This window comes from Hymenobacter sp. GOD-10R (assembly GCF_035609205.1).
Taxonomy (GTDB): domain Bacteria; phylum Bacteroidota; class Bacteroidia; order Cytophagales; family Hymenobacteraceae; genus Hymenobacter.
Genome location: NZ_CP141184.1, coordinates 3770397 through 3791135, shown reverse-complemented (window position 1 = coordinate 3791135; position 20739 = coordinate 3770397). Strand labels below are relative to the sequence as shown.

The window sequence follows — 20739 nt, the reverse complement described above, 5'->3', positions numbered from 1 at the left end:
GGCTAAAGGTAGAGCAATCAACCTAAACAGAACACTCCGCAGTCTTACACATTTGAGGATGGAAAAGTGCCAGAATCAGGGGGCGTAAGGGACGGTGCATCGAGTAACATAGCAGCAGCTGCCGCTGCTTCGTCGTGAGCCCGGCGAATACGTCGGTTTGCCTCGGCGGTTAGCTTCTGCCACTGCTCTAGCTCGCCAGGTAAAGCAAAGTGCGTGGCTTCCCGACCTAGGCGGTGCACCCGCAACCGGTTCGTGCCGCGCCGGCCATACGCTAGCAATAAGGCCCCGGTAGCAAGGCCTATCATGGCGGGTAGCGTCCGCAGCCAGTTTTGTAAAAAAGCTATAGCGAATCCCGCTAGCGTCAGCCCGCCCAGCAGGTACCACAGCAGCCAGCGTACCGGGGTTAGCTCGACCGCTTCCAGCTCCAGGAAGCTGAAGGAAGTGCCGTTGATAGCTAGGCTAGTGGCCGTGAGTACTACCCGGCCATCGTCGCTGCGCAAGGTAGGCAGGGGCGCTGGCTTAACAGGGTTAGGTAGGGGCGGTGCTTCTGCTTCGGTAGGCACGATCTCAGGCGGAGCGGGCACCGATGTGGCGGGGCTAGCGACCGAAGGGGCCGCCTCGGCCGTGGTAGTACGAACCCAGCTAGGTGGGTTCGTTACCGTGGTGGTCGAGGCGGCAGAATCGGCGATTCAGTTGTTCACTTTCAGCAGCTCCACGTCGAAGATGAGCGCTGAGTCGGGGCCAATGTCACGGCCTGCGCCACGCTTACCATAAGCTAGGTCGGAGGGGATGTAGAGGCGCCACTTCGAGCCTTCGGGCATCAGCTGGAGGGCTTCTGTCCAGCCGGCAATTACTTGGTTTACACCAAACGTAGCAGGTTGGCCGCGCTGGTAGCTGCTGTCGAACACTTTTCCGTCGATCAGCGTGCCGTGGTAGTGCGTCGTCACCGACGAGCGAGGGGTCGGCTTCTTGCCTGTGCCTTCGGTCAGGACTTCGTACTGGAGGCCGCTGGGCAGCGTGGTTACGCCCGGCTTGTTTTTGTTTTCGGCTAGGAAGGCTTCGCCTTCGGCTTTGCTGTTGCTGCTCACGTTGTCGTCTTGTTGAGGTTCGTTTTCTTCAAATTGTTCTTGGAGCTTGCGCATGGCTGTTTCCATTTGCTCCTGGGTGAGGCGGCTCGGCTGACCGGCTAATGCCTCTTTTAGGCTCGCGGCTAGCACGTCGATATCGAGGTCTAGGCCTTGCTGCGAGAAGTTACGGGCGAGGTCACGCCCAATGATGTAGCTGATTTGCTCTTGGTGGCTGGTCAGGTTCATAAGGGAAAGAAAAAGGGATAAGAACCGCTCCGTTGGCGGCTACTACCAGGCAATACCGAAAAAACGCCGGAATGGATATGCATTTTTCGGCCCGCAATAGTAACACCCGATTTTCAAAACCCTATTTTCTTACCTCGTAAAAACAAATTGAGCTTCGCCTTTCGGCAAAGCCCATTGCTATAATCAAAAGAAAAACAGCTAGATGCAGCTCTTGGCTAGCCATAATGAACTTCGTCGTCCTCATCGCTCAAGTCGAAATGCAGACTGAGATCCAGCACCTTCGCGGTCAAGTAGACCAAACTCCCAACGAGCAGGAGTGAAGAAAGAACGGCGGTACTCTTTTTCATAGCCAAGTGAGTCGAGTAAGTAAGATAATGCGTTGGCACAAAGATACTCGTGAGAAATTAAAGAAGTAGTATCTCGCTATAATTCGCTGTCCTACACAGGTTTTGTAACATAAAGATCATACTCATTCTGGCTTTGGTAGCACCCTTTGCTAGCAGTTTTTCACCTGAAGGATCGTAATACCTAGGTCGTCTGCTGTGGCCGTTTTCAGCGTAGGAATTGTCCTTTAACCCAGTGCGTATTGTCGGCTCACAGCAGGGTGCAGATCGGTGAAGCCAAAGACAGCCTTTGTCAGGGAGGGAATGTCCCCAGGAATGCGGCGGGCAAGTAGGAAACCACTGCGTTGCTTAACCACCCGGCGTGCGGACCCGTATAGACAAAGCAGGAGCATCTGTATCACCTCTTTCCACCCACAGCCATGAGTGACACCCAGAGCAACAAATCTTCGGAGACACAGCCCACCAACGATGGTACCCACGGTGGGAACCGCGGCGGCGACCAGCACGCTAACACTGATGGCGCCAAGGGAAGCAGCCGCCAGGGCGGCCACACCAGTGCCGACCAACGCAACCAAGGTGGTGGCTCCGACGCCGAAAAAGCGAATCAGACGCAGAACACCACTGAGTATAACTCTGACTATGGGACCGGCAATGCCGCTTCTAGCCCCGCCAACGACGGCGGCAAAATTGACGACGCAAATAACAGCTAACGCACTTTTCCTTTATGAACACGCCCTCCACCCCTTCGGAACAAGACGAGCAACAAGGCCGCATCGAGCCTGCTAACGATAACGATAGTGCCAAGAACGCTGACGCAACCATCGCCGATGGTACTGGCGACGGTGGCCAGCAGTACGCAGACTCTTCGGAGCGCGCCAAGAACAGCCCCGAAGCTGGTACGGTGAGCACCCAGGAAAACATGGGTGACGGCAGCGGCATCCGCGGCGAATACGGCAACAGCGACCAGACAAACGGCAAAGAAGGCTAGCTTTCTTTTCTGCTGGTCAGACAAACGCAAAAGGCCTTCCTGGTTCCGGATCTTTGATCCGGAACCAGGAAGGCCTTTTGCGTTTGTAGATGACAATAAGCTAGCTATTTCTTGAGTACCAACTCTGCTTTTTTGATTTGCAGCGTTGGATTGTTGGCCGCTACCAAGCGTGCTTTAAAGGTATAGGTACCATTTTCGGGAGCTGTTACTTCGCCGTTTTTGCCCGAGAAGCTCCAGTTGGTTCTGCCGTTGATAGAGGTTTTGAGTTCGCCTACCGTAATGTGCTTCTCCGTGGGGTTGATTTCTAGCTCCTGAAAGGCTGCGCCATTCTTCAGGATCAGCACCTGAAAGCGTAAAGGAGCATCGCCATCGTAGGCCATGTCCATCTCCGACCACACGGAAACTTCCTCGTCCTTTTGCAGCCGTATCGTTGCTTCTTTGACTACTTCGTGTCCTTTGGTGCTCACAACATTTACGGGTAGGCGCGATACTTCTTTGCCGAACAAAGCATTGCAGCCTTGTAAGGGTAAGGCGAGGGAGAGAACCCAGATAAGGCTTTTAGGACCTAGGGTAGATAGATAACATTTCATTGGACTCGATAAATACGGTTGTAAATGGGCTAGCTTTTACCTGAATACGGCTATGTAGCTAGCTACACGCCTGTCCGACCAAAAAGACGATTTGTGCCCGCAGCTAGCATAAGCTGAACAACGCGAAATTCACGCCAGAGACGGGCGCTAAAGTCCCGGCTACTGATCCAATTCCAGTTCCTTATTTTTTCGAGGTAGGACTCTGCTGGTAGGTCTTGATCTTCTCGGCCACTTCTACCATCGGCGCCACCCAAATATCTTTCTCATGCGCCTTCAAGTAGCGTAGCAACTGCCAGTGCGCCTGCAAACTGACGTTCAGGGAATGACCGCCACCCACACCGTGAAACAAGAACACCAGTAGTGTGTGCGACTGCTGAGCCTTCTTCACAAGATCGATCAGGTACTCGCCCGACTTCTCGTTGATCATGTAGCTGTCGATGTTCGTCAGGTCGACTTCGGCGGGTGTTTGCAAGCCTCCGGTTACGCCCCGCGCCGCGACGAAATCATTTCGGAGCTGGTCGTAGAACTTGACGCCGCCAATAGTCAGGTCACCGCACGGGTAGGCGAACGTGCGGGCCGTCTTGCCATCAATGGCCTTCAGCAGGGTGTTATTTACCCGCGCCTCGGTCACCGCTCGGCTAACTGTGTACTTGCTCAAGTCGTTGTCGGGCGTCACAAAGCCGCGGCCGGGCAAAGAGCCGTCGCAGGGATGCATCAGGGCATGGTTGCCTAGCTCGTGCCCCCGCTTGGCGGCTTGTCGCCATTCCTCCAGCCGCTTAGTCACTACGGGTGAGGAACCAATCAAATAAAAGGTACCCCGAAATTTTACGGAGTCGAGCGCAGGTATAGCATTGTCTAGGTCGACGTCGATGGCATCGTCGTAGGTGAGTACCACGGCGCATTGCTTGTTGTTCCAGACGCTAGAGGTTTGAGCAAGGCTCGCGGAGTGGCTGGCGAGCAGTAGCGCAGCGGCCAGGGTGAGTAGCTTGGTTGTGTTCACGAGGTGGGCTAGTAGAGTAGATGGCTGATAAAAGTACCTGCGGTGCGTTCCTACCACAAGTTTACGCACAAGGTAGCGCGTAGTCGAGAACGTAGGTTAGCTCCAGACACCAAGCTTTGCAAAATGAATTTGCTTCCGTCCTCGTCTGACGCCCAGTACTCCTCTATCCCAACTTAGCCCGCGGCTATAGCTGCATACTTTATAATCAGCGGGAAAGCTCTTCCAGCTCTTTTTTCTCGCGGGTACTTAGCCCCTCCAACCCTTTGTGGCTAATCTTATCGAGTAGCTCATCCAACTCCTCTTCTCGTTTCCTCCGCTCGGACGTATAACGATCATCAACGGACTGATAAAGCGGGAGAGGAGAGAAGCGTGTGCTAGCAGAATCGGTCACAGGCTCTTTCAGTAGTAAGTAGAGAAAGGCACAAGCAGGCAGTAAGATAGCCCCGATGGCTAGGTAGTTGGTGCGCAAAAGCTCTGGCTGTAATGCTACTGTTGTCACGAGCCCGACCAAGCCTCCGCCCAAGTGCGCATCGTGCCCAATATAGTCGCGCTTGACACTGATGCCATAAGCCGAGATGATGACGTAGAGCAGGCCAAACAGCCAACCAGGAATATGGTAAGGCAGCGCCAATAAGCTGATTTCAACGCCAGGGTATAAGGCAATGGTGGCGAATACTAGTCCTGCAATAGCTCCTGAAGCGCCCACCGCAGTATAACCGGACTCGTGGCGATGCAAAAAGAGCGAGAGCAAATTGCCGCCCACCAAGCTCAAGAAGTAGATAGTCAGAAAGTTCTTGAAACCTAGGTATTCTTCAATGCTGCCACTGAAGCAGTAAAAGGTAGCGGCATTAAGAAGCAGGTGGGTCCAGCCCGCGTGCAGGAACCCCGACGAAATTAGGCGCTGGTACTCCTTGCGGTGGAGAATGTCACCAATTCTGAAAAGGTGCTGGTCAAAATAGATGGAATCTTTAAACCCCTTGTAGGATACAAGAAAAGTAACCGCTAGAATCACTAGGCCGACGATGCCTATTTCATTCATTGAGAGCTAATAATAAAGGTTGAAAATAGAAAGCGGATAGTGGTATGGGGATGGGAATAACGGAGAGGTAAATATATAATTAATTATATATTAATCGAGGGGCATAATGTCCTGGGGTGCGCTAGCTTGCTACTTAGTCCTGAGTTCTTAGCAAAGTATAAGTGGCTGCTAATGCTGAAGCGCTAGAGAAGTTGCTTTGCAACGATAGGCAATGAGCTTTTTAGCAAACCAACTTTGAGCCGCACAACAAAGTAGACGCTGCGTTTCGGCCAGACCTTTGTCGTGAACTTAATGCTCTAAAAACATGGACAAAATATGGTTTATTACAGGTAGCTCGCGTGGCTTAGGTCGCACCCTAACCGAAGCAGTACTCGCGCGTGGTGGGCGGGTCGTGGCCACTGCTCGGCAACCCGAAAACTTAGATTCCCTCGCCGACCAATACGGTGCCAAGATTCTTCCCTTGGCCCTAGACGTCACCAATGCCGCGCAGATAAAGCAAGTGGTAGCCGAAGCCGTAGCGCATTTTGGTCGCCTAGATGTGGTCGTAAACAACGCCGGCTTTGGTATCACGGGAGCTGCTGAAGCCTTCACCGAGGAGCAAGTGCGCAGCCAACTCGAAACCAACCTGTACGCACCTATTGCTGTTACGCGTGCTGTGCTGCCGTACTTGCGCCAGCAACGCGCGGGACATATCCTGCAAATTAGCTCCGTGGGAGGGCGGGTTGGCAATGCCGGCATCTCTATTTACCAGGCTGCTAAATTCGGTCTGAGTGGCTTCACGGAAGCCCTAGCTAAGGAAGTAGCGCCCCTTGGTATTCACGTAACGTCTGTGGAGCCGGGCGGCTTCCGCACCGATTGGGCCGGTCCTTCCATGAGCTACGCCCCGACGCTAGCCGATTACGAAGCCGTCAACCAGCGCGCCGACTTCTTTGTCAGCGGCAAGTTTGTGCCAATGGGCGACCCCAGCAAAGCCGCTAATGTGCTGATTGATTTAGTTGAGCACCCCACTCCGCCCGTGCACTTGGTGCTAGGCAGCGAAGCAGTGGGCCTGATCCAACAAGCGGATGCCGACCGCAAAGCGGAGCTAGAGCAGTGGTTACCCGTGAGCGTGAGTACTGATGCTGATGATGCGGAGAATTTCCTGGAAACGGAGGTAGGAAAATTCTATATGCAACAAAAATAGGAGTGGCCGCTAGCTAGCATTCGCTGCGACGCAGACTGGCTAGCGGCTAAGCTGATTCTTAGCTTCTACTTTTTAGTGCCAAGAAGCTAAACAGAAAATGGCCCTGAGTACTTTGTGATGTGGCTCCTAATTGCTGCTTAACGTGACCTTACGATGCCTCGGCAACACGAAATCCATCATCGGCCGAAAATCCTGTATTCCTGCTACTTCACCACGAGCCGGACAGGGGAGCAGTTTGTGCCCGAGCACATTCTCAGCTATCAGCTTGCGGGCTCTCTCATCACCAACGATGGCAATAAGGTCAATACCTTCAGCGAAGGGTCGTTGTGGCTCAGCAAGCGCTACCGATTGGTGAAGTTCAGGAAGGAGATACCTGCGAATGGCCAGTTCAAGTCGTTATCCGTCACGCTCGACCAGGACATGCTGCGCAGCTTCAGTATTGAATATGGCTATCAGGCCGCTAAGCATTCCGCCGACAACGCCATTGTAGCGCTACAGCCCAACCAATTTTATAAAAGCTACCTCGACTCGCTTCAGCCGTACGAGCAGTTAGCCGAACCCGGCAACGAGGCCTTGCTGTCGCTAAAAGTGCGCGAGGCTATTATGCTGTTGCTCAAGTATAATCCGGAGCTTAAGGATGTGCTATTTGATTTTGCAGAACCCGGCAAGCTCGACCTGGAAGCTTTCATGAACCGAAACTTTCATTTCAACGTGCAACTGCGGCGGTTTGCCTATCTCACTGGGCGGAGCCTAGCTACGTTTAAGCGTGATTTTGAGAAAATTTTTAATCTGTCGCCGAGTCGCTGGCTTCAGCAGCGCAGGTTGCAAGAGGCGCATTATCTAATCAAGGAGAAAGGCAAAGCGCCCTCTGAGGCGTACCTAGAAGTGGGCTTTGAGGATCTGTCGCACTTCTCCTTTGCCTTCAAGAAAATGTATGGCGTAGCACCGTCGAGGATCTAGGGTCAGCACTGGCGAGAAACGGAGAAATTCAGGCTAGCTAGGTGTAACAGGTCAGGTAAGAAACTCTAACTTGCTAGTGCTCGGATTTTCGCTGTTCACAACTCTACTTCTTTCAAATGCGCGCTAAGTATTTTGCCAAGCTCCTCTGCCTAGGGCTCCTTTGGTCGTTATCCGGTGTTGCTGCCTACGCCCAACAGCCGGCCCTCGTGACGGTGCCTAACTCAGAGCATCGGGTGATACAGTCCAAAGTCGCCGGACACCCCTACGACGTGTACGTGCACTTTCCGGCGGGCTACGCTAGCTCCAATAAGAAGTACCCCGTGCTGTACGTAGTCGATGGCGACAATGACTTTTCGCCCACGCTCGAGTACCTAGGGTTGCTCATGGCCGAGTACCACATCCCCGAGCCGCTGGTAGTAGCCATCGGCGACGGCGGCCTGATCGGCACGCCCACCAACCAGCGTAACCGCGACTTCACGCCCACTGCTACCGCCGACAAGCCAGGCAGCGGAGGTGGGCCTGCCTTTCTGGGGTTTATCGAGCAGGAGCTACTGCCCTTCGTTGAAAAGAACTACAAAGCCGACCCTGCGCAACGTACCCTCTACGGTTACTCAATGGGAGGCCTGTTTGGCTCGTACGTTCTGTTTCAGAAGCCAACTTTATTCCAGAACATCCTAATTGGTAGCCCGGCCCTAGGCTACGACAACGGTAAGATATTCGACATTGAGAACGCCTATCATACCACCCATACTGCGTTGCCGGTGCACGTCTTTGTGGAAGTGGGCGAACTAGAAACGCCGGGCCAAAAAGAACCCTACCAAAAACTGGTGCAGCTACTACAAGCCCGCCACTACCAAAACTTGGACCTGCACACCGTCGTCATCGATAAAGTAACGCATATGACGGGCAAGCCCGTCACGATGCTGAAGGCATTGGGATGGGCATATACTAGTCCACACGAGGTATTCTAGCGCTTGGGCAAGCGGCGGAGTTAGCTATTCTGCGCCCAGAACATCTCTAGCTTCCATTAGCGCGAAACCGAGCAGGTTCAATCCATTCCACCGCTTCGGGTTTTCTGCTTTTTCGTCATCAGCGGCTAGGCCGATGCCCCAAATTCTGTCCACGGGGCTAGCTTCTACCAGTACTCGGTTTTTGGTATTCAGGAGAAAGTCCCGCAGATCCTGGTGTTGACCAAACTTGTGCAAACAGCCAGTTACCACAATTTCAAACCGCTTTTCCAGCCAAAGCGGCTCATCGAAGTTCCGTACCTGCCGACCTAGGGTCTTGGCTTCGCCTGGTGTTTTGGCCACTAAGACTTTTTCGAAAACTGCCGTGTCGTGAAAGAGAAGAGCTTTCTGGGCCATCATCCAATGTTCGGCCGTGTTGTAGCGCACGTTGTCTACCACGAAAGGCGCGTTCCACCACTGACTAAAACAAGAGGCAGTGAGTTCGCCGCTTTTGCTCGGCTGATGTCCCCAGAAAAATAGGTACTTCTGCCGTTTTCCCTTTTCGTAATTAGATAGGAGCCAGTCTAACGTATAGGTTGTTGTCATAAGAGTTTACAAGTTTCGCGCAGTACAAACCAACTGCGTCTTGAGAGACCTAGCTTTTAGCCACTTTCTAAATACCTTCATCCAATAAACGCCGGTGGTAATTTATCTGGCCTAGGTGGTACGCTAGGTGCGCGGCGAGATGGACCAAGAAGTACTCCGTCGACGTTTTTTCTGCGAATACCAAGATCGGGTACTCTTTCTGCAGCTCGTCTTCGGTGAGCTTACCAAGCGAGTCGTTCAGTACGACAATTGTTTCTTCCACGCGTTGAAGCAGATCCGCCCTCGGTACGTCCTTCGCTGAGAACTCCAACTCTCTGTTTCTGACGTAAGAGTGCTGGCCTAGCTCCGCCCCAATGTACGTCTTGAGATTCCCTACCAAGTGCAGGCAAAGGTTGCCAGCCGAGTTGGCGATACCTTTTTCGTAATGCCAGATCACAGGCTCACTTATGTAAAGACCAATCTCCTGCTTCAATTTGTTCAGGTCGCGATTGAAGAGAGTTCTGAGCGTTTCAATGAGCATCGCTTTGGAATTGAGTTGGCATAACGGACGCAAGTATACAGCCGTGGCGGTTGCGCTAGGTTATTAGTTGCGCCGCAAACAGCGCTACTTCACTTCCGAGACTTCCACGCGGCGGTTGCGAATGTCTGGCGAAGGGTAGAGGGGTTTCGAGTCGCCGTAACCGATGGTGCTGATACGCTCGGCGGCAATGCCTGCTTTCACCAGATACGCTTTTACAGCTTCCGCGCGCTGCTCCGATAAGGCTTGGTTTTTCTTGCTTTCGCCAATGCGGTCGGTGTGACCAGTTACCTGCAGCCGCAGGGTGGGGCGGGCACGCAATTCCTCAGCCAGTTGGGCTAGAGCCGGTGTGGCGTCTGGCAACAGCTCCGGCGTGCCCTGCTTGAATAACACGGTTGGTAATACCACAGGGTTGGCCGACAGGGTTGGGGCGGGTGCCGGACGCATGGGCCGCGTAGTGTCTGCCAAGGCAGGCGCCGGGCGGCTCGTATCGGCGGGGGCTGCGGCTACAGGTGGTGCCGGCGGGGGAGTGGGCTTCTCGACTGTGCCGCTAACCTTCACTGTAATAGGTATTACGGCACCTTCACGGGTAGGATAATAACCTTGCGTTAGGTAAAAGGTAGTGGCCTTGTTGAGCTTGGTGCGGTACTCGTTACCGCTGTTTACTAGTTGCTTAAGGTCGGCATCGGCGTACCAGCGCACGTCGCGGCCGGATACGCGAATGGTGGTTGTAGCGCCCGCTCGTACCGTGGCAGCCGACTTCAGCTTGACACGGTACAGGGTATAAGTACCTTTGTCGCAGCGACCGATAGGGTCGTAGTCGGCGCGGCCGGTTAGCTTTTCCAGCGCCGGATCGTAGGTGAACAGGATGATGCCTTCGCACCAGTAGTTGAAGGGGTTAGCGCCAGTCTCATTCAGCTTGCGCACGTGTTCTAGGCGCATGCCACCAGATGTGCGAGCAGCCTGCACCTGAAAGGTGGCCGTGACGCCTGGCTGGCCCGTCGCCTCCTGATACAGCACCCCAAATAAGCCGGTACTCTTACCTTCCTGCACCCGCATCACCGAGGGCCAGGAGGCGCCCGGCTGATCCTTATCCGTTTCGACACCTTGCCAAATGCCCGCCAACGACTGAGCCTTTACCGGCCCCGCCAGCAGCAAGGTCGCCACGCCGAACCAAATGCTAGGTTTCATTTTACGACGCAACCTGTTCTAGAAGATGAAATTAGGAGTAAGCCCTCCTATAAACCGTTGGCCAAAGTAAAAGGAAATCGTAGAAAAGTCATGCTGACGAGCCCGCTCAACCATGAATAGCGCGAGCCTAGGGGTGTTTTGTGTAGTAATGAAACGGGCATCAGAAACCAACTTTACCAAGCAAGCAGCCATGCCAAACTGGTCGAAGCATCTTTGCTGCCTAGATAGGCCGTCAGTTCGACGGCAGGAGGAATCTCGCGTGCTGACGTTGCAATGGTAAACTGGATGGTTAGAGTTGCCATGGCACCCGAGATTCCCCCTATCATCGAACTGATAGCCTAATGAAGCGTGCAGATGCTTCTATAGGCTATTCAGGTAGTATCGTCAGCACGCGAGTCACTTCGCCTGTACTCAGTTGTTGTTTAATGAATGGTATTTTCAGCAGGACAGAGCTAAGGAGTCCCTTAGCCTAGGTATGACATATCCTCCGCGCTCAGCTGAATGTCCTTAGCCGCAAGGTTCTCACGGAAGTGAGCCAGCAACGACGTGCCGGGAATGGGCAGCAGCCAAGGCGAATGGTGCAAGAGCCAGGCGATATTTACCTGCGCGGGTGTGGCATTGTGCCGGCTGGCCACTTCCGCAATTTTATCCAGTTGCTTGGGCAACGCGTGCAGTAGTGAGAAAAAAGGAATTAGTGGAATGCCGTGCTGTTCACAGAGTTCCAGCACTTCTTCGCCGCCAGGGTTGTGGCCGTGTGCGTGCGAGAGAGTGGTCCGCTGGGCGTAGCTGAACATGTTCTCCACGGTGGCAATAGGACCTAGCTTGAGGCCAGCTTCCAACTCCTCGTGGGTCACGTTGCTGAGGCCAACGTGCAGGATTTTACCCTCGCGCTGCATTTCAAACATGGCGCCTAGCTGCTCATCGAGCGGTACCGGGCCGTGGCCCATGAGGCGCAGGTGTACCAACTGAACCTGCTCTTGCCCGAGGGTGCGCAGGTTGTTGTCGATACTGGTGCGTAGGTTTTCGGGCGTGTTGAAGGGTACCCAGCTTTTGTCGGGGCGGCGGGTCGCACCTACTTTGGTACAGATGACTAGGTCGGCGGAGTAGGGATACAGCGCCTCGCGGATGAGGCGGTTGGTTACATCTTCGCCATAATAGTCGGCCGTGTCGATGAAGTTCACCCCGCTCTCGATGGCGGTACGCAAGATTTGCAACGCTTCAGAGCGATTAGTTGGCTCGCCCCAGATTTCGGGTCCGGTCAGGCGCATGGTGCCGTAGCCAAGCCGGTTGACGGTAAGTGGGTGAGCGGAGTTTTGTGCGATGGTGATGGTTGAGGGCATAAGTAGGTAGGTATTGGCCAGGCGAGTTGTTAAGCTAGGTTCTTTACCATTTGCTGGTTGGCTTTGTTTACTGATGAAGCGAGAAGGCTCGGTGATCTAGCCCCGTCGAATCGAAATATGCCACCTGTAAGCATCGGTATCTATCCAAGTAAACGCAACCAGCCCGTGCCACATGGTGGCACGGGCTGGCTAATGAGTGGCAGTAGTTACGGCTAACCACCGCCGTGATGAGACACCTAGGCGCCTGAAAGTCGGATCAAACTTATTGTTTTACCAACTTCTGCACCAGCTTCACCGAGGCATTGCGTACTTCTACTAGGTAAGCGCCTGCGGGTAGGGTTTGAGTGTTCAGCGTATGCAGCTGGCCGCCCTCTAACTGGTAGTGCTGCAAGCTGCGGCCTACTAAGTCGGTTAGTGTTACCTGATACGTGTTGGTAGGCAGCAAGGTCATATCCAGCGTCGTGGTGCTCTCGGTAGGGTTCGGGAACAAAGCTAGGTCTGACCGGCTTGGCTGAGCACCGTGGAAACGTACGGCCTGCACGGGGCTCCAGGAGGAGGTGCCATCCAGGTCTATTTGCCGCAAGCGGTAGTACACTACATTCCCAAGGCGTGCCGCCCCTAGGTCGGTGTACTGATATACGGTAGTGGTGCTAACCGTGCCTTGTCCGGCGCGAGTGCTAATTACTTGGAAAGCAATGCCATCTGCAGAGCGTTCTACCTCGAAGCGAGCGTTATCCTTTTCCTGCGCGGTTGTCCAGCTGAGGACTGCATCGACTTCTTTTGCGGCGGCGCTGAAGCGCACCAGCGACACGGGCAATGGGCGTACAATGGTCACGTCCTCGGCTGTACTGCTAGCCTGGGCATAGTTGCTGCCGGGAGCCGTGCTACCGTCGCCCATCGTGCCTTTGGGAGTGGTGGTAGCGTTAGACGTCGTGCGAGTAGGATCGATGTACGTAACAGTAGCATCAGCCTGGTAGACCGTGCCGGTAACCGCTGCCGAAGCAATAGCCGCCCGGAAAGATATGCGCAACGAAGCGCCCGCTGGCAGGCTCAGTCCCGAAAACTGGGGGGCATTAGCCGTTGACGCGTTAACGCTGTAAGAGCCGGGACTAACGGTGGACGTTGTTCCGTCGGCATTTACTAGCGTTACTACCGTCGTAGAGTTGATATTGTCATAGGAGAACAAACCAGCAGGCATGGTCACCGTTGTGGCTAGGCCTTGCACCGCTCCACCCGTGTTGGAAATGGTGAGCGTGTACGTAGCTGGATTAACAGTCGTGCTGCTACGCGTTACGTTTGGCGTCGAGGTGCTCAGGGCTGCCGTGAGGGCCGGAGCACAGGCACCCGCGCCGCCAACGATGTTGGTGTTGGCTTGAGTGGTAGCATTCGTTGTTGCACCGTCATTGCCCGCCGCGGCGCCAAAGTTGACGTCGGTTGTACTAGAGCTAGTGCCTGTGCCTGAACGGGTAATACCACCCGCTCCAGCAGTTGCAGTACTGCTATTAAGTATTGCGCTAGCGAAAATAAATCCGCCGCCGCCGCCACCACCTGGTCCGAAGCCACGTGTTTCACTGCCTGAGGGGGCAAAATACCCTGCGTTGCTGCCTGTGCCTCCTACCGCGCTAGCAGTTACTAGGGATGATAAATTTGCTGCCGAGCCGTTGGGTAAGGTCGCAACAACGGCAACTGTGCCGCCGCCACCGCCACCACCGCCGCCAAAACGGTCAGCAGTTGTTGCTCCAGCGGGCGTGCTGTATGCAAATGGTGCGTCATCGCCGTTGGCGGTCAAGGTTAGCGTAGCCGTCGTATTACCACTCTGACGGACGATATTACCAGAGCGCAGCAGGATAATGCCGCCGCCTGGAGCGCCGCTGGCGTTGGGAGCTACTGTCGCTCCGTCGTTGGTAGAGCCAGCGCCGCCACCGCCACCCATGAAGAACTGGGTCGTCGTGCCGCCAGAAGCCTTAGCGCCTTGGGCCCGAACCTGACCGGCAACGGGAGCAGTAGTTGCGTTGTAGCCGTAGCCGCCTGTTCCACCTGCTCCTGCGTTGCCGCCGCCACCACCGCCGGCATTGCCGTTGTTGGTGGCAGGATTGTAATCTGTACCCCCACCGCCGCCGTTGGCAGGAGCACCTAAGGCAGTACTACCATTGGTGTAAGATCTGGAAGTAGCAGCAACAGTCGAACCATCATACACGTAGTCGGGCGTGCCAGCTAGTCCTTCGCCCTTTAGGCCGTGAGCTAAGCTAGGCGCGGAGCGTACATCCGTGTTGGTGCGGCCAGCGCCACCCGTGTAGCTCCGGCCGCCGCCGCCGCGGTAGCCCTTGCCGTTCATATCGAAGATAGCATTGTTGGAAAGAGAAACTACACCAGCTACGTCTACTGCCAATACGCCACCCGTCGTGCCATTCCAGGCCGCGCCGGTTGTGGTGCCCGAAAGTGCGAGGCTAGAGTATTGCGGTATGCGTACTACCTGGAAGTATTGACTGGTGCTAGCATTACTAACGTATGTGTTGTTCAGCGTCCGGGTAAGCGTGATGGTACTGCCCGATACGCTAGATACCTGGGCGTATTCGTATTGGCCAGCTTTTACATCAGTTATGCTGCCGTATGTACCCGCATTAGTCGTCACGTCCATCGTAGCCCCTTGCATCTGCATGACCAGCACCAAGTCGCCGGCGCTAAGTGCGGTAGTGCTAGTACCTGCTCCAGTGCGGGCGGGACCGAGCGTAATGGTGCTTGCTGTGCTAGTGGAGCCCGTGCTATTGCCGGGATAGTACGTGTTTGGGCCAGCGGTGCCGCCAGACAAAGTGCCCACACCATCTTTTCCAGGAGTCCCGCAAATGGTAGACACAGAGCTTAAGCCGCTCACCACCAGCGTTAGTTGCGCAGAGTTATTGCTCGCTACTGGATCGGCAGAGGAGGCTGTGTAGTTAGTGGCTAAAGGGTAAGAGCCAGTAGCGGGCGCCGTGAACGTAATAGTATTATCATCCCCGGAGGCGCCACTAGCTAGGGAAGCGATAGTTGGCAGCGTTACTACGCCGGTGGTGCTGTTGTAGGCCGACCCTGCCGCGACGCCATTAATCAGAACGTTTGTTAAGCCCTTCGGAATAGTGAAGGTGGGAACTATGTTGACTCCTGTTTCCGTGCCGAGGTTAGTGGTACCTACGGTGTAGGTAACACGCGTGCCCGGGTTGGTGGAGGTTGGACCACTCACGCTAGTCGCGATGTCAGAACCAGCTACCACTACCGTGATATTAGCTGGTAATGATTCATCACCCAGAATATTCTTCACCGTGTACGGAATCATTACGATGCCGGCAAATGTACCCACTGGCGTAAATGTCACCACTCCTTGGTTATCCACCGTGAACGTTCCCTTATCGGTAACGGTATAGCTAGCTTGCGGGCCAGCCGTGTTTGGGTCCAAATCAACGGAGGCAACATCTAGGCTACTCCCAGGGGCCGCGTCATTGGCGAGAACATTGGTAGAGCCCGCTTGGTTGTAGACAGTGCCAAACCGGTCGTCGTTAGCGTAGGGTACCTGTACGATAGACAAGTTGCGGATTTCGTGATAGTTGTTGAAGCTACCTGTGGAACCGGCAAAGCCAATGCGCAACGTATTAGGTGGAGATTGAACCGTATAGCTATTTATCGCCGTCGCAACAGCATTCCCATACTGGATGCGAACAGTTATGCGGTAAGAGACAGTACCGTTGGTCGTAACTGGGGTTACGTCAATAAAGGCCCGGCGGTAATCGCCACTACCGCTCTGCGCCCGGGTGGTAGGCACAGCGAGTTTGAATGGTAAGCTGCTTGTGGTACCAACCAAGTAAGGATAATCTGTTGTACTGGAGCCATTCCCCGCCCCTCGAATAGCAACAGAGTTGGCTACTTGACCAGGGCCACCGTTGCGACCTTCCGTCGAGTTCGAAAAGTTGCCAAACTCGTCAATGCCAATACCGATGTAGCCATTAGAAACACCTGCCGCAGCAGGAGCAACTGTTTTTTGCGCGTAACCTAAAGAGCCACCGGTAGCTCCAATGCGAAAGGTAGTCGTTGAACCATCAATCAGGAATACACTGAATCCATCGGCGCCTGTTGTGGTCGTTGTCCCATACGAAAAGAACTCGAACGAAATCCGGAAACCCTGAGGAGCTGGAAAAGCTGTGTTATCGATGGCGAAACCAGCCTGGTTGTTGGTGTTGCTGGTCAGGCGGAGGTAACCTGCGCCCGTAGCATCGGTAGTGCCATTACCCGTTAAGACGGCGGAGCCGCCAAGCGTGAAGCCGGAAGCTGAGTTGCTTTTAAACGACTCAACGCGGGGAAACTGAGCGAAAGCAGGCAGCGACAGCAGGAGTAATCCTAAAAATGTTCCTGCTTGGTAAAATTTTTTGCGATAACAAGATGGGTCGCTTGCTCGACGTGGTATGGTAAGGGTTGGTTTCATGTATTTATAAAGAATAGTTCAACTCATAATAAGCTGAGTGCACGATTTGTGCTTTCCTCAGTTCTATAGGACTTTTTACCATTATTTATGCCATTCAATTCGGGGAGCAGCAGAGAGCGACGGTTTGTTGCACAAGCATAAACGCAAACTAAGCAACCCAATAGTTAAGCTAACAACGCTCTCTTTGACTACAATAACCTAGGATTTGGCTACAGCTGCGCCTGCTCTAATTGATACCTTTGGCTTATAAAACAAGCGCCAAAGACATAGCCACATAAAAAGAATTCTGATCGTTAGAGCATCAGGATATGTCTGGAGGCATGCTGCCTAAGTCTTGCTTGTGAACGGCTATGTAGTCTGCTGTTTAGCCTGTGATGCTGCTAAAATCTAAGATTTGGCTGCTGCCGGGTGCGAGATTATTCAAAGAGATATGATCCCGTCTCGATGCAGCAGGTCTTGAAAGCTGTAAAGGCTGTTTACACGCTAAGCCCTCAACATGCCCTGAGGCGGCGCAAGGCCTTGTAAATGCGAAGAGGAGTGGTTTGCAGAACCATCGTGACAGCGTGCCGAACCTGCGGCGTGCGTCGCCTAATTTACGTTCTCTTCCTAGGTGCCGCGCCCGACGCCACGAGTGCATGCATGGGTACGTGGGCGCTGGCAGGCCGAACAGCTCTTGCTCAACAGCGGCCTAGATGCATCCGTTGTCCGATCCGGCCAGATTGTAGGGGCGGCCGGAATGGGCTGTAAGATGATGGGGAATACTACCAAAAGGCGCGTCGCCATTGTGGTGGGTAGTGGCCAGCGAAAGTTTCGCAACCTTGCGATGCTTGACTGAAAGGTGGTAAGCTAGACACGAGTTATGTTGCTCAACGCGCGAAATATTAAAGAATGCTCTTTGGCGCTATTGGTTTCGGGTCCACTTCACATGCAGGATCTTCGATTCCTGGCTGGTTTGTGGATCTAGCCGGTAGAGTTCGAGCACCTCGGTATTTGCATCCACAATGGTGTAGACTTCCTTCATATCCGCTGCTTTGCCCGTGGCGTTGTTCATCTGTTGGTAGCGAAACGTCATGGTCTTTGCGGATGCATCCCACGGGCCTTCCATGGCTACTCCGTTGCCGCCATCCTGAATCATGGCGCGGGTGAATATCTTTTTGTTGGCATCGTAGCCAGTTACCCGAATTCCGGTAGTCGGCTTGCCCGTAATTACATAGGTGATTTCCGAGACTTGGTAGAGCCCGCCCATCGCCATGTGATTGGTCAGGGTAGAGGTACTGGTCATGGGGGGAGCATCCGGGGAAAACGTTATCGTGGCCTGACCAGTCCAACTGCCATTCGACCGCGCCAGCATCTTATGGAATTCGTCAGCCGCGCTAGAGTGCTCATGGGTTACGGAAGGTACAGGGGCCGATGCTTTGGCTTTGGTCGCGGCGAGCGATTGTTGGCCCAGCGCACCATGGGCTAAGCATAGGCTTGAAAGCGCGGTCAATGCAAGAAGTTTCATGTAGAGGAGGCGTAATGGTTTGGGAGGAAAACCGTTGGCTGCATTCCTAAAGGAGAAACCTTCTTGTTCAAGGGTAAGGCGCTAAAGCTGCCATGCTTTGCGATTTAGCGCCCTGAAAACTTGGACTCTATCAGAGGGAAGTACGTGCCAGCTCAAGGTAAAGAACGGCTACTAGCAGGATACTATCAATCACATAAATATGTGACCGATAGAAAGATTGCTAGATGTAGCTAGCGAGGATTGCTTCGTCTAAACTCGCGCTAGTTGAATGGGTTTATTCTATCCCACGCCAAGACCTGAGATTAGCTTTACCTGTCCTGATATCAATATCCACGCACTTTCCATGTGCTGACCATATCGGATCATACTGTTCCTCTGTATACGAACTTACAACCCAAGAAACTTTGTCTGCTACACCATCTATTTCAATTCCCCACTCCTTAATTCCTTTGCTGAGATTAGCTTTTTTAGCCTGCTCAAATGCATAGCATTTATTGTAAAATATATTAGGGGACGGTCTACCTTGTTTGTATAGATTAATATCATTTAGTTCTATTTTGCTATTGTGTTTGCTTTCTACTTCCTCGTCGTTAATAGAGATTATTATTAAATTTTTATTATTTAGGTTTGGCATAATTTCAAATGTAATCATATGCAATACGCTTTGGTAATGACCTACGTATTTTAGGTGAGCTTGAACATAATCAGCTCCAAGTTTTTTATTTAAATACTGAGTAGCAATAGATAAATCTATTGAATCATGTGCTCCCGTAGTTGTGTGCATTTTTTGGGCTGATGCGTTTATGTATGCAAGATATAATATGAGAGTAAAGAGAAGTTTCATCGTAATAGTAAAATGTTATTTTGTATTTTCAACTGGTGTATTTTAGCGTGGTATATAAGTAGTAATTAATTTGCACCTAGCTTTGGGTGGAGGTTGTACGCCAATCTTGACGGGAGGCTGCGCCTTCCACGTCAGAACGAAATCGTTGTGGCCAGTTGAACAAGCGGCGCAGTACCGACTTGCCGCTAACGTGGCAGTGGAGGTACAACCTCCACTCAATGCTAGGCACGAGTTACGCTGCGCTAAACTCGCGCCAGTTGGAGGTAGGCCATTCGTTTGCTAGGCGCGCGTTTGCTGCCGACGGAAGTACACGAAAAACGGAAGTCCCGTCAGAATCAGTCCTAGGCCCAAAAGCGACTGGGTAGGCTGCGTAATCAGTGTATGGCCAGTGAAGGTGAGGGCAAACAGGATGAGCACGATTTGCACGAACGGAAAGCCAGGCACTGGGCCTGGAATACGGCCTTGCCATTTCATTTTCACCACGGCCACGGCCAGCAAGCCATAAAAGAGGAAAGTAGCAAAAATAACCAGGTCAGTTAGGCGCTCGAAGGTGCCGGAGATAATGAGCAGGCTGCTCCACGTTAGGGTGTAAGCAAGGGCGCGGTAGGGCGTGCGGTAGTGGGAGTGCACCGTCGCGGCCGACCGGAAGAAAAAGCCTTCCTGCGCCATGCGGAAGTGCACGCGGGTGTGCGAGAGCAGCACCGCGTTAAGGGTGCCGAACACACTCACCAGAATTAAGACCGTGACGCCGGTTTTGCCCCACTTGCCCAGCAAGGCCTCCGCCACCACGGACGCCCCAATTTCGTTTGGACCTATCGCCGCCAGCTGGGCCAGAGGCAACGTGTGCAGGTACACGTAGTTGATCAGCACGTACAGCACAATGGCTATGCTGACCCCGCCAACGATGGCGCGGGGCACATTGCGCCGCGGGTTTTTGATTTCGCCCGTGACAAAGGAGAGGTCTACCCAGCCGTCGTAGGCCCAGAACACGCTGAGCAGGGCGCCAAAAAAGGCACTGGCCAGCGACACGTTTCGCGTGGGCACTACCGCCGCCGACGTGTCGCCAGAGTTTGGCGAAGCCAGAAACACGCCCGCGAAGATGAGCAGCAGAATACCCGCGATTTTGGCCGCCGTGAAGATGTTGCTGAGCCGTCCGCTGCCGCTCACCCCGCGGTAATTCACCCAGGTGAGTGCTGCCGTGGTGCCGATGGCTAGGAGCTTGATGCCGGAGTCGGCGAAGGGATAAACCAGTTGGCCGATGGAGAGGTGCGCCCAGGCCTGGGCCGGGTTAGGTAGGGGTACCAACGCGTTGATGGATTGGGCGAAAATGAAGGCCAACGCCGCCACCGAAGCAGAACCGATGATGGCAAAATCCGTCCACCCGAACAGGAACGATGCGAGATTGCCAAACGACAGCCGCAGGTACTCGTAGATGCCACCCGATTCTTCGGTGAGCGAGGCCATGCCCGACAGGTTCAGCGCACCGCAGATGGTAATCAGGCCCGCCACCATCCAGGCGGCCAGAATCCACTCCGCGCTCAAGCCACTCTGGGTCAGCGGCACAATCTTCTTAAAGACGCCGGACCCAATCACGATGCCCGCCACCAGCAACGTGCCACTAACTACGCCAAAGGCTCGAACAAGCGTTATGGGAGCAGCGACGGGTGGCTTTTCTGGAACTTTCATGCTCCAGGTAACTCGTTTTGTCGCTAAGGGGTTGCTATCAATTTGCTACTAGCGCGGCAAGGCTTCCAAAACGAATTGCCTTATAGCTCCTCGCAACTGCATCATTCACGGCTACGATTCCGTGTCGGATGAGATAGTGTGGAGCATCGTGGTGCGCCACCTGCCACAACTGAAGCAGGAAGTAACGGCGCTGCTGGCGGCTGAGTAACCGCAGCATACAACCCGCGCCGCCCGAAT

The 20739-nt window shown here is 53.8% G+C and carries 19 protein-coding genes; 6 read left to right on the top strand and 13 right to left on the bottom strand.

From position 1 onward, the window contains the following. Nucleotides 1-44: 44 nt before the first annotated feature. Nucleotides 45-584, bottom strand: a complete 540-nt coding sequence (locus tag SD425_RS15095) for a hypothetical protein (RefSeq protein WP_324670773.1) — start codon at nt 582-584, stop codon at nt 45-47. 105 nt (nt 585-689) lie between these two features. Further along, nucleotides 690-1313 carry an FKBP-type peptidyl-prolyl cis-trans isomerase gene (locus SD425_RS15090; RefSeq protein WP_324670772.1) on the bottom strand — a complete coding sequence of 208 codons (624 nt, stop codon included), beginning with the start codon at nt 1311-1313 and terminating at the stop codon, nt 690-692. A gap of 763 nt (nt 1314-2076) precedes the next feature. On the opposite strand from SD425_RS15090, the gene SD425_RS15085 reads away from it, so the two are divergent. Both SD425_RS15085 and SD425_RS15080 read left to right on the top strand, forming a co-directional pair. After that, nucleotides 2077-2367, top strand: coding sequence for a hypothetical protein (locus tag SD425_RS15085; protein ID WP_324670771.1), 291 nt, complete (start codon nt 2077-2079; stop codon nt 2365-2367). 14 nt (nt 2368-2381) lie between these two features. After that, nucleotides 2382-2645 (top strand): hypothetical protein, encoded by a 264-nt coding sequence (locus tag SD425_RS15080; protein WP_324670770.1) that lies wholly within the window; start codon nt 2382-2384, stop codon nt 2643-2645. 104 nt (nt 2646-2749) lie between these two features. Here the strand turns inward: SD425_RS15080 and SD425_RS15075 are convergent, their stop codons facing one another. The 3 genes from SD425_RS15075 to SD425_RS15065 form a co-directional block, all read right to left on the bottom strand. Beyond that, nucleotides 2750-3235 (bottom strand): hypothetical protein, encoded by a 486-nt coding sequence (locus tag SD425_RS15075; protein WP_324670769.1) that lies wholly within the window; start codon nt 3233-3235, stop codon nt 2750-2752. A 181-nt stretch (nt 3236-3416) separates the two neighbouring features. Beyond that, nucleotides 3417-4235, bottom strand: coding sequence for a polysaccharide deacetylase family protein (locus SD425_RS15070; RefSeq protein WP_324670768.1), 819 nt, complete (start codon nt 4233-4235; stop codon nt 3417-3419). 205 nt (nt 4236-4440) lie between these two features. Beyond that, the gene (locus SD425_RS15065) at nt 4441-5274 is read right to left on the bottom strand and encodes a rhomboid family intramembrane serine protease (protein WP_324670767.1); all 834 of its coding nucleotides are present in this window, start codon (nt 5272-5274) and stop codon (nt 4441-4443) included. 304 nt (nt 5275-5578) lie between these two features. Here SD425_RS15065 and SD425_RS15060 point away from each other — a divergent pair, with 304 nt between their 5' ends. From SD425_RS15060 to SD425_RS15050, 3 genes are all read left to right on the top strand, one after another. Continuing rightward, nucleotides 5579-6457, top strand: coding sequence for an oxidoreductase (locus SD425_RS15060; RefSeq protein WP_324670766.1), 879 nt, complete (start codon nt 5579-5581; stop codon nt 6455-6457). 153 nt (nt 6458-6610) lie between these two features. Beyond that, the gene (locus SD425_RS15055; RefSeq protein ID WP_324670765.1) at nt 6611-7417 is read left to right on the top strand and encodes an AraC family transcriptional regulator; all 807 of its coding nucleotides are present in this window, start codon (nt 6611-6613) and stop codon (nt 7415-7417) included. A gap of 116 nt (nt 7418-7533) precedes the next feature. Continuing rightward, the gene (locus tag SD425_RS15050; protein WP_324670764.1) at nt 7534-8388 is read left to right on the top strand and encodes an alpha/beta hydrolase; all 855 of its coding nucleotides are present in this window, start codon (nt 7534-7536) and stop codon (nt 8386-8388) included. A gap of 24 nt (nt 8389-8412) precedes the next feature. On the opposite strand, the gene SD425_RS15045 is transcribed toward SD425_RS15050, so the two are convergent. The 8 genes from SD425_RS15045 to SD425_RS15010 form a co-directional block, all read right to left on the bottom strand. Continuing rightward, nucleotides 8413-8970, bottom strand: a complete 558-nt coding sequence (locus tag SD425_RS15045) for an NADAR family protein (RefSeq protein ID WP_324670763.1) — start codon at nt 8968-8970, stop codon at nt 8413-8415. Nucleotides 8971-9037: 67 nt separating this feature from the next. Then, complete coding sequence (locus SD425_RS15040) at nt 9038-9490, bottom strand: DUF1572 family protein (RefSeq protein ID WP_324670762.1); 453 nt, start codon at nt 9488-9490, stop codon at nt 9038-9040. A gap of 84 nt (nt 9491-9574) precedes the next feature. Next, complete coding sequence (locus SD425_RS15035) at nt 9575-10678, bottom strand: OmpA family protein (RefSeq protein ID WP_324670761.1); 1104 nt, start codon at nt 10676-10678, stop codon at nt 9575-9577. 464 nt (nt 10679-11142) lie between these two features. Beyond that, a complete protein-coding gene (locus tag SD425_RS15030; RefSeq protein WP_324670760.1) occupies nt 11143-12018 on the bottom strand; it encodes an aldo/keto reductase in 876 nt (291 codons plus the stop codon). A gap of 262 nt (nt 12019-12280) precedes the next feature. Next, nucleotides 12281-16468, bottom strand: coding sequence for a T9SS type A sorting domain-containing protein (locus tag SD425_RS15025; RefSeq protein WP_324670759.1), 4188 nt, complete (start codon nt 16466-16468; stop codon nt 12281-12283). A 901-nt stretch (nt 16469-17369) separates the two neighbouring features. After that, a complete protein-coding gene (locus SD425_RS15020; protein WP_324670758.1) occupies nt 17370-17972 on the bottom strand; it encodes a DUF1579 family protein in 603 nt (200 codons plus the stop codon). 274 nt (nt 17973-18246) lie between these two features. Further along, complete coding sequence (locus SD425_RS15015) at nt 18247-18816, bottom strand: hypothetical protein (RefSeq protein WP_324670757.1); 570 nt, start codon at nt 18814-18816, stop codon at nt 18247-18249. 279 nt (nt 18817-19095) lie between these two features. Continuing rightward, nucleotides 19096-20502: an APC family permease gene (locus SD425_RS15010; RefSeq protein ID WP_324670756.1), complete on the bottom strand. Its 1407-nt coding sequence runs from the start codon at nt 20500-20502 to the stop codon at nt 19096-19098. Nucleotides 20503-20623: 121 nt separating this feature from the next. Here SD425_RS15010 and SD425_RS30030 point away from each other — a divergent pair, with 121 nt between their 5' ends. Beyond that, complete coding sequence (locus SD425_RS30030) at nt 20624-20710, top strand: hypothetical protein (RefSeq protein ID WP_416381040.1); 87 nt, start codon at nt 20624-20626, stop codon at nt 20708-20710. Nucleotides 20711-20739 lie beyond the last annotated feature (29 nt).

What these genes read in the sequence shown, in the direction of transcription:
- SD425_RS15090 (WP_324670772.1), bottom strand. Translation starts at nt 1,313, where the DNA reads ATGAACCTGACCAGCCACCAAGAGCAAATCAGCTACATCATTGGGCGT.
- SD425_RS15085 (WP_324670771.1), top strand. Translation starts at nt 2,077, where the DNA reads ATGAGTGACACCCAGAGCAACAAATCTTCGGAGACACAGCCCACCAAC.
- SD425_RS15080 (WP_324670770.1), top strand. Translation starts at nt 2,382, where the DNA reads ATGAACACGCCCTCCACCCCTTCGGAACAAGACGAGCAACAAGGCCGC.
- SD425_RS15075 (WP_324670769.1), bottom strand. Translation starts at nt 3,235, where the DNA reads ATGAAATGTTATCTATCTACCCTAGGTCCTAAAAGCCTTATCTGGGTT.
- SD425_RS15065 (WP_324670767.1), bottom strand. Translation starts at nt 5,274, where the DNA reads ATGAATGAAATAGGCATCGTCGGCCTAGTGATTCTAGCGGTTACTTTT.
- SD425_RS15060 (WP_324670766.1), top strand. Translation starts at nt 5,579, where the DNA reads ATGGACAAAATATGGTTTATTACAGGTAGCTCGCGTGGCTTAGGTCGC.
- SD425_RS15055 (WP_324670765.1), top strand. Translation starts at nt 6,611, where the DNA reads ATGCCTCGGCAACACGAAATCCATCATCGGCCGAAAATCCTGTATTCC.
- SD425_RS15050 (WP_324670764.1), top strand. Translation starts at nt 7,534, where the DNA reads ATGCGCGCTAAGTATTTTGCCAAGCTCCTCTGCCTAGGGCTCCTTTGG.
- SD425_RS15045 (WP_324670763.1), bottom strand. Translation starts at nt 8,970, where the DNA reads ATGACAACAACCTATACGTTAGACTGGCTCCTATCTAATTACGAAAAG.
- SD425_RS15040 (WP_324670762.1), bottom strand. Translation starts at nt 9,490, where the DNA reads ATGCTCATTGAAACGCTCAGAACTCTCTTCAATCGCGACCTGAACAAA.
- SD425_RS15035 (WP_324670761.1), bottom strand. Translation starts at nt 10,678, where the DNA reads ATGAAACCTAGCATTTGGTTCGGCGTGGCGACCTTGCTGCTGGCGGGG.
- SD425_RS15030 (WP_324670760.1), bottom strand. Translation starts at nt 12,018, where the DNA reads ATGCCCTCAACCATCACCATCGCACAAAACTCCGCTCACCCACTTACC.
- SD425_RS15025 (WP_324670759.1), bottom strand. Translation starts at nt 16,468, where the DNA reads ATGAAACCAACCCTTACCATACCACGTCGAGCAAGCGACCCATCTTGT.
- SD425_RS15020 (WP_324670758.1), bottom strand. Translation starts at nt 17,972, where the DNA reads ATGAAACTTCTTGCATTGACCGCGCTTTCAAGCCTATGCTTAGCCCAT.
- SD425_RS15015 (WP_324670757.1), bottom strand. Translation starts at nt 18,816, where the DNA reads ATGAAACTTCTCTTTACTCTCATATTATATCTTGCATACATAAACGCA.
- SD425_RS15010 (WP_324670756.1), bottom strand. Translation starts at nt 20,502, where the DNA reads ATGAAAGTTCCAGAAAAGCCACCCGTCGCTGCTCCCATAACGCTTGTT.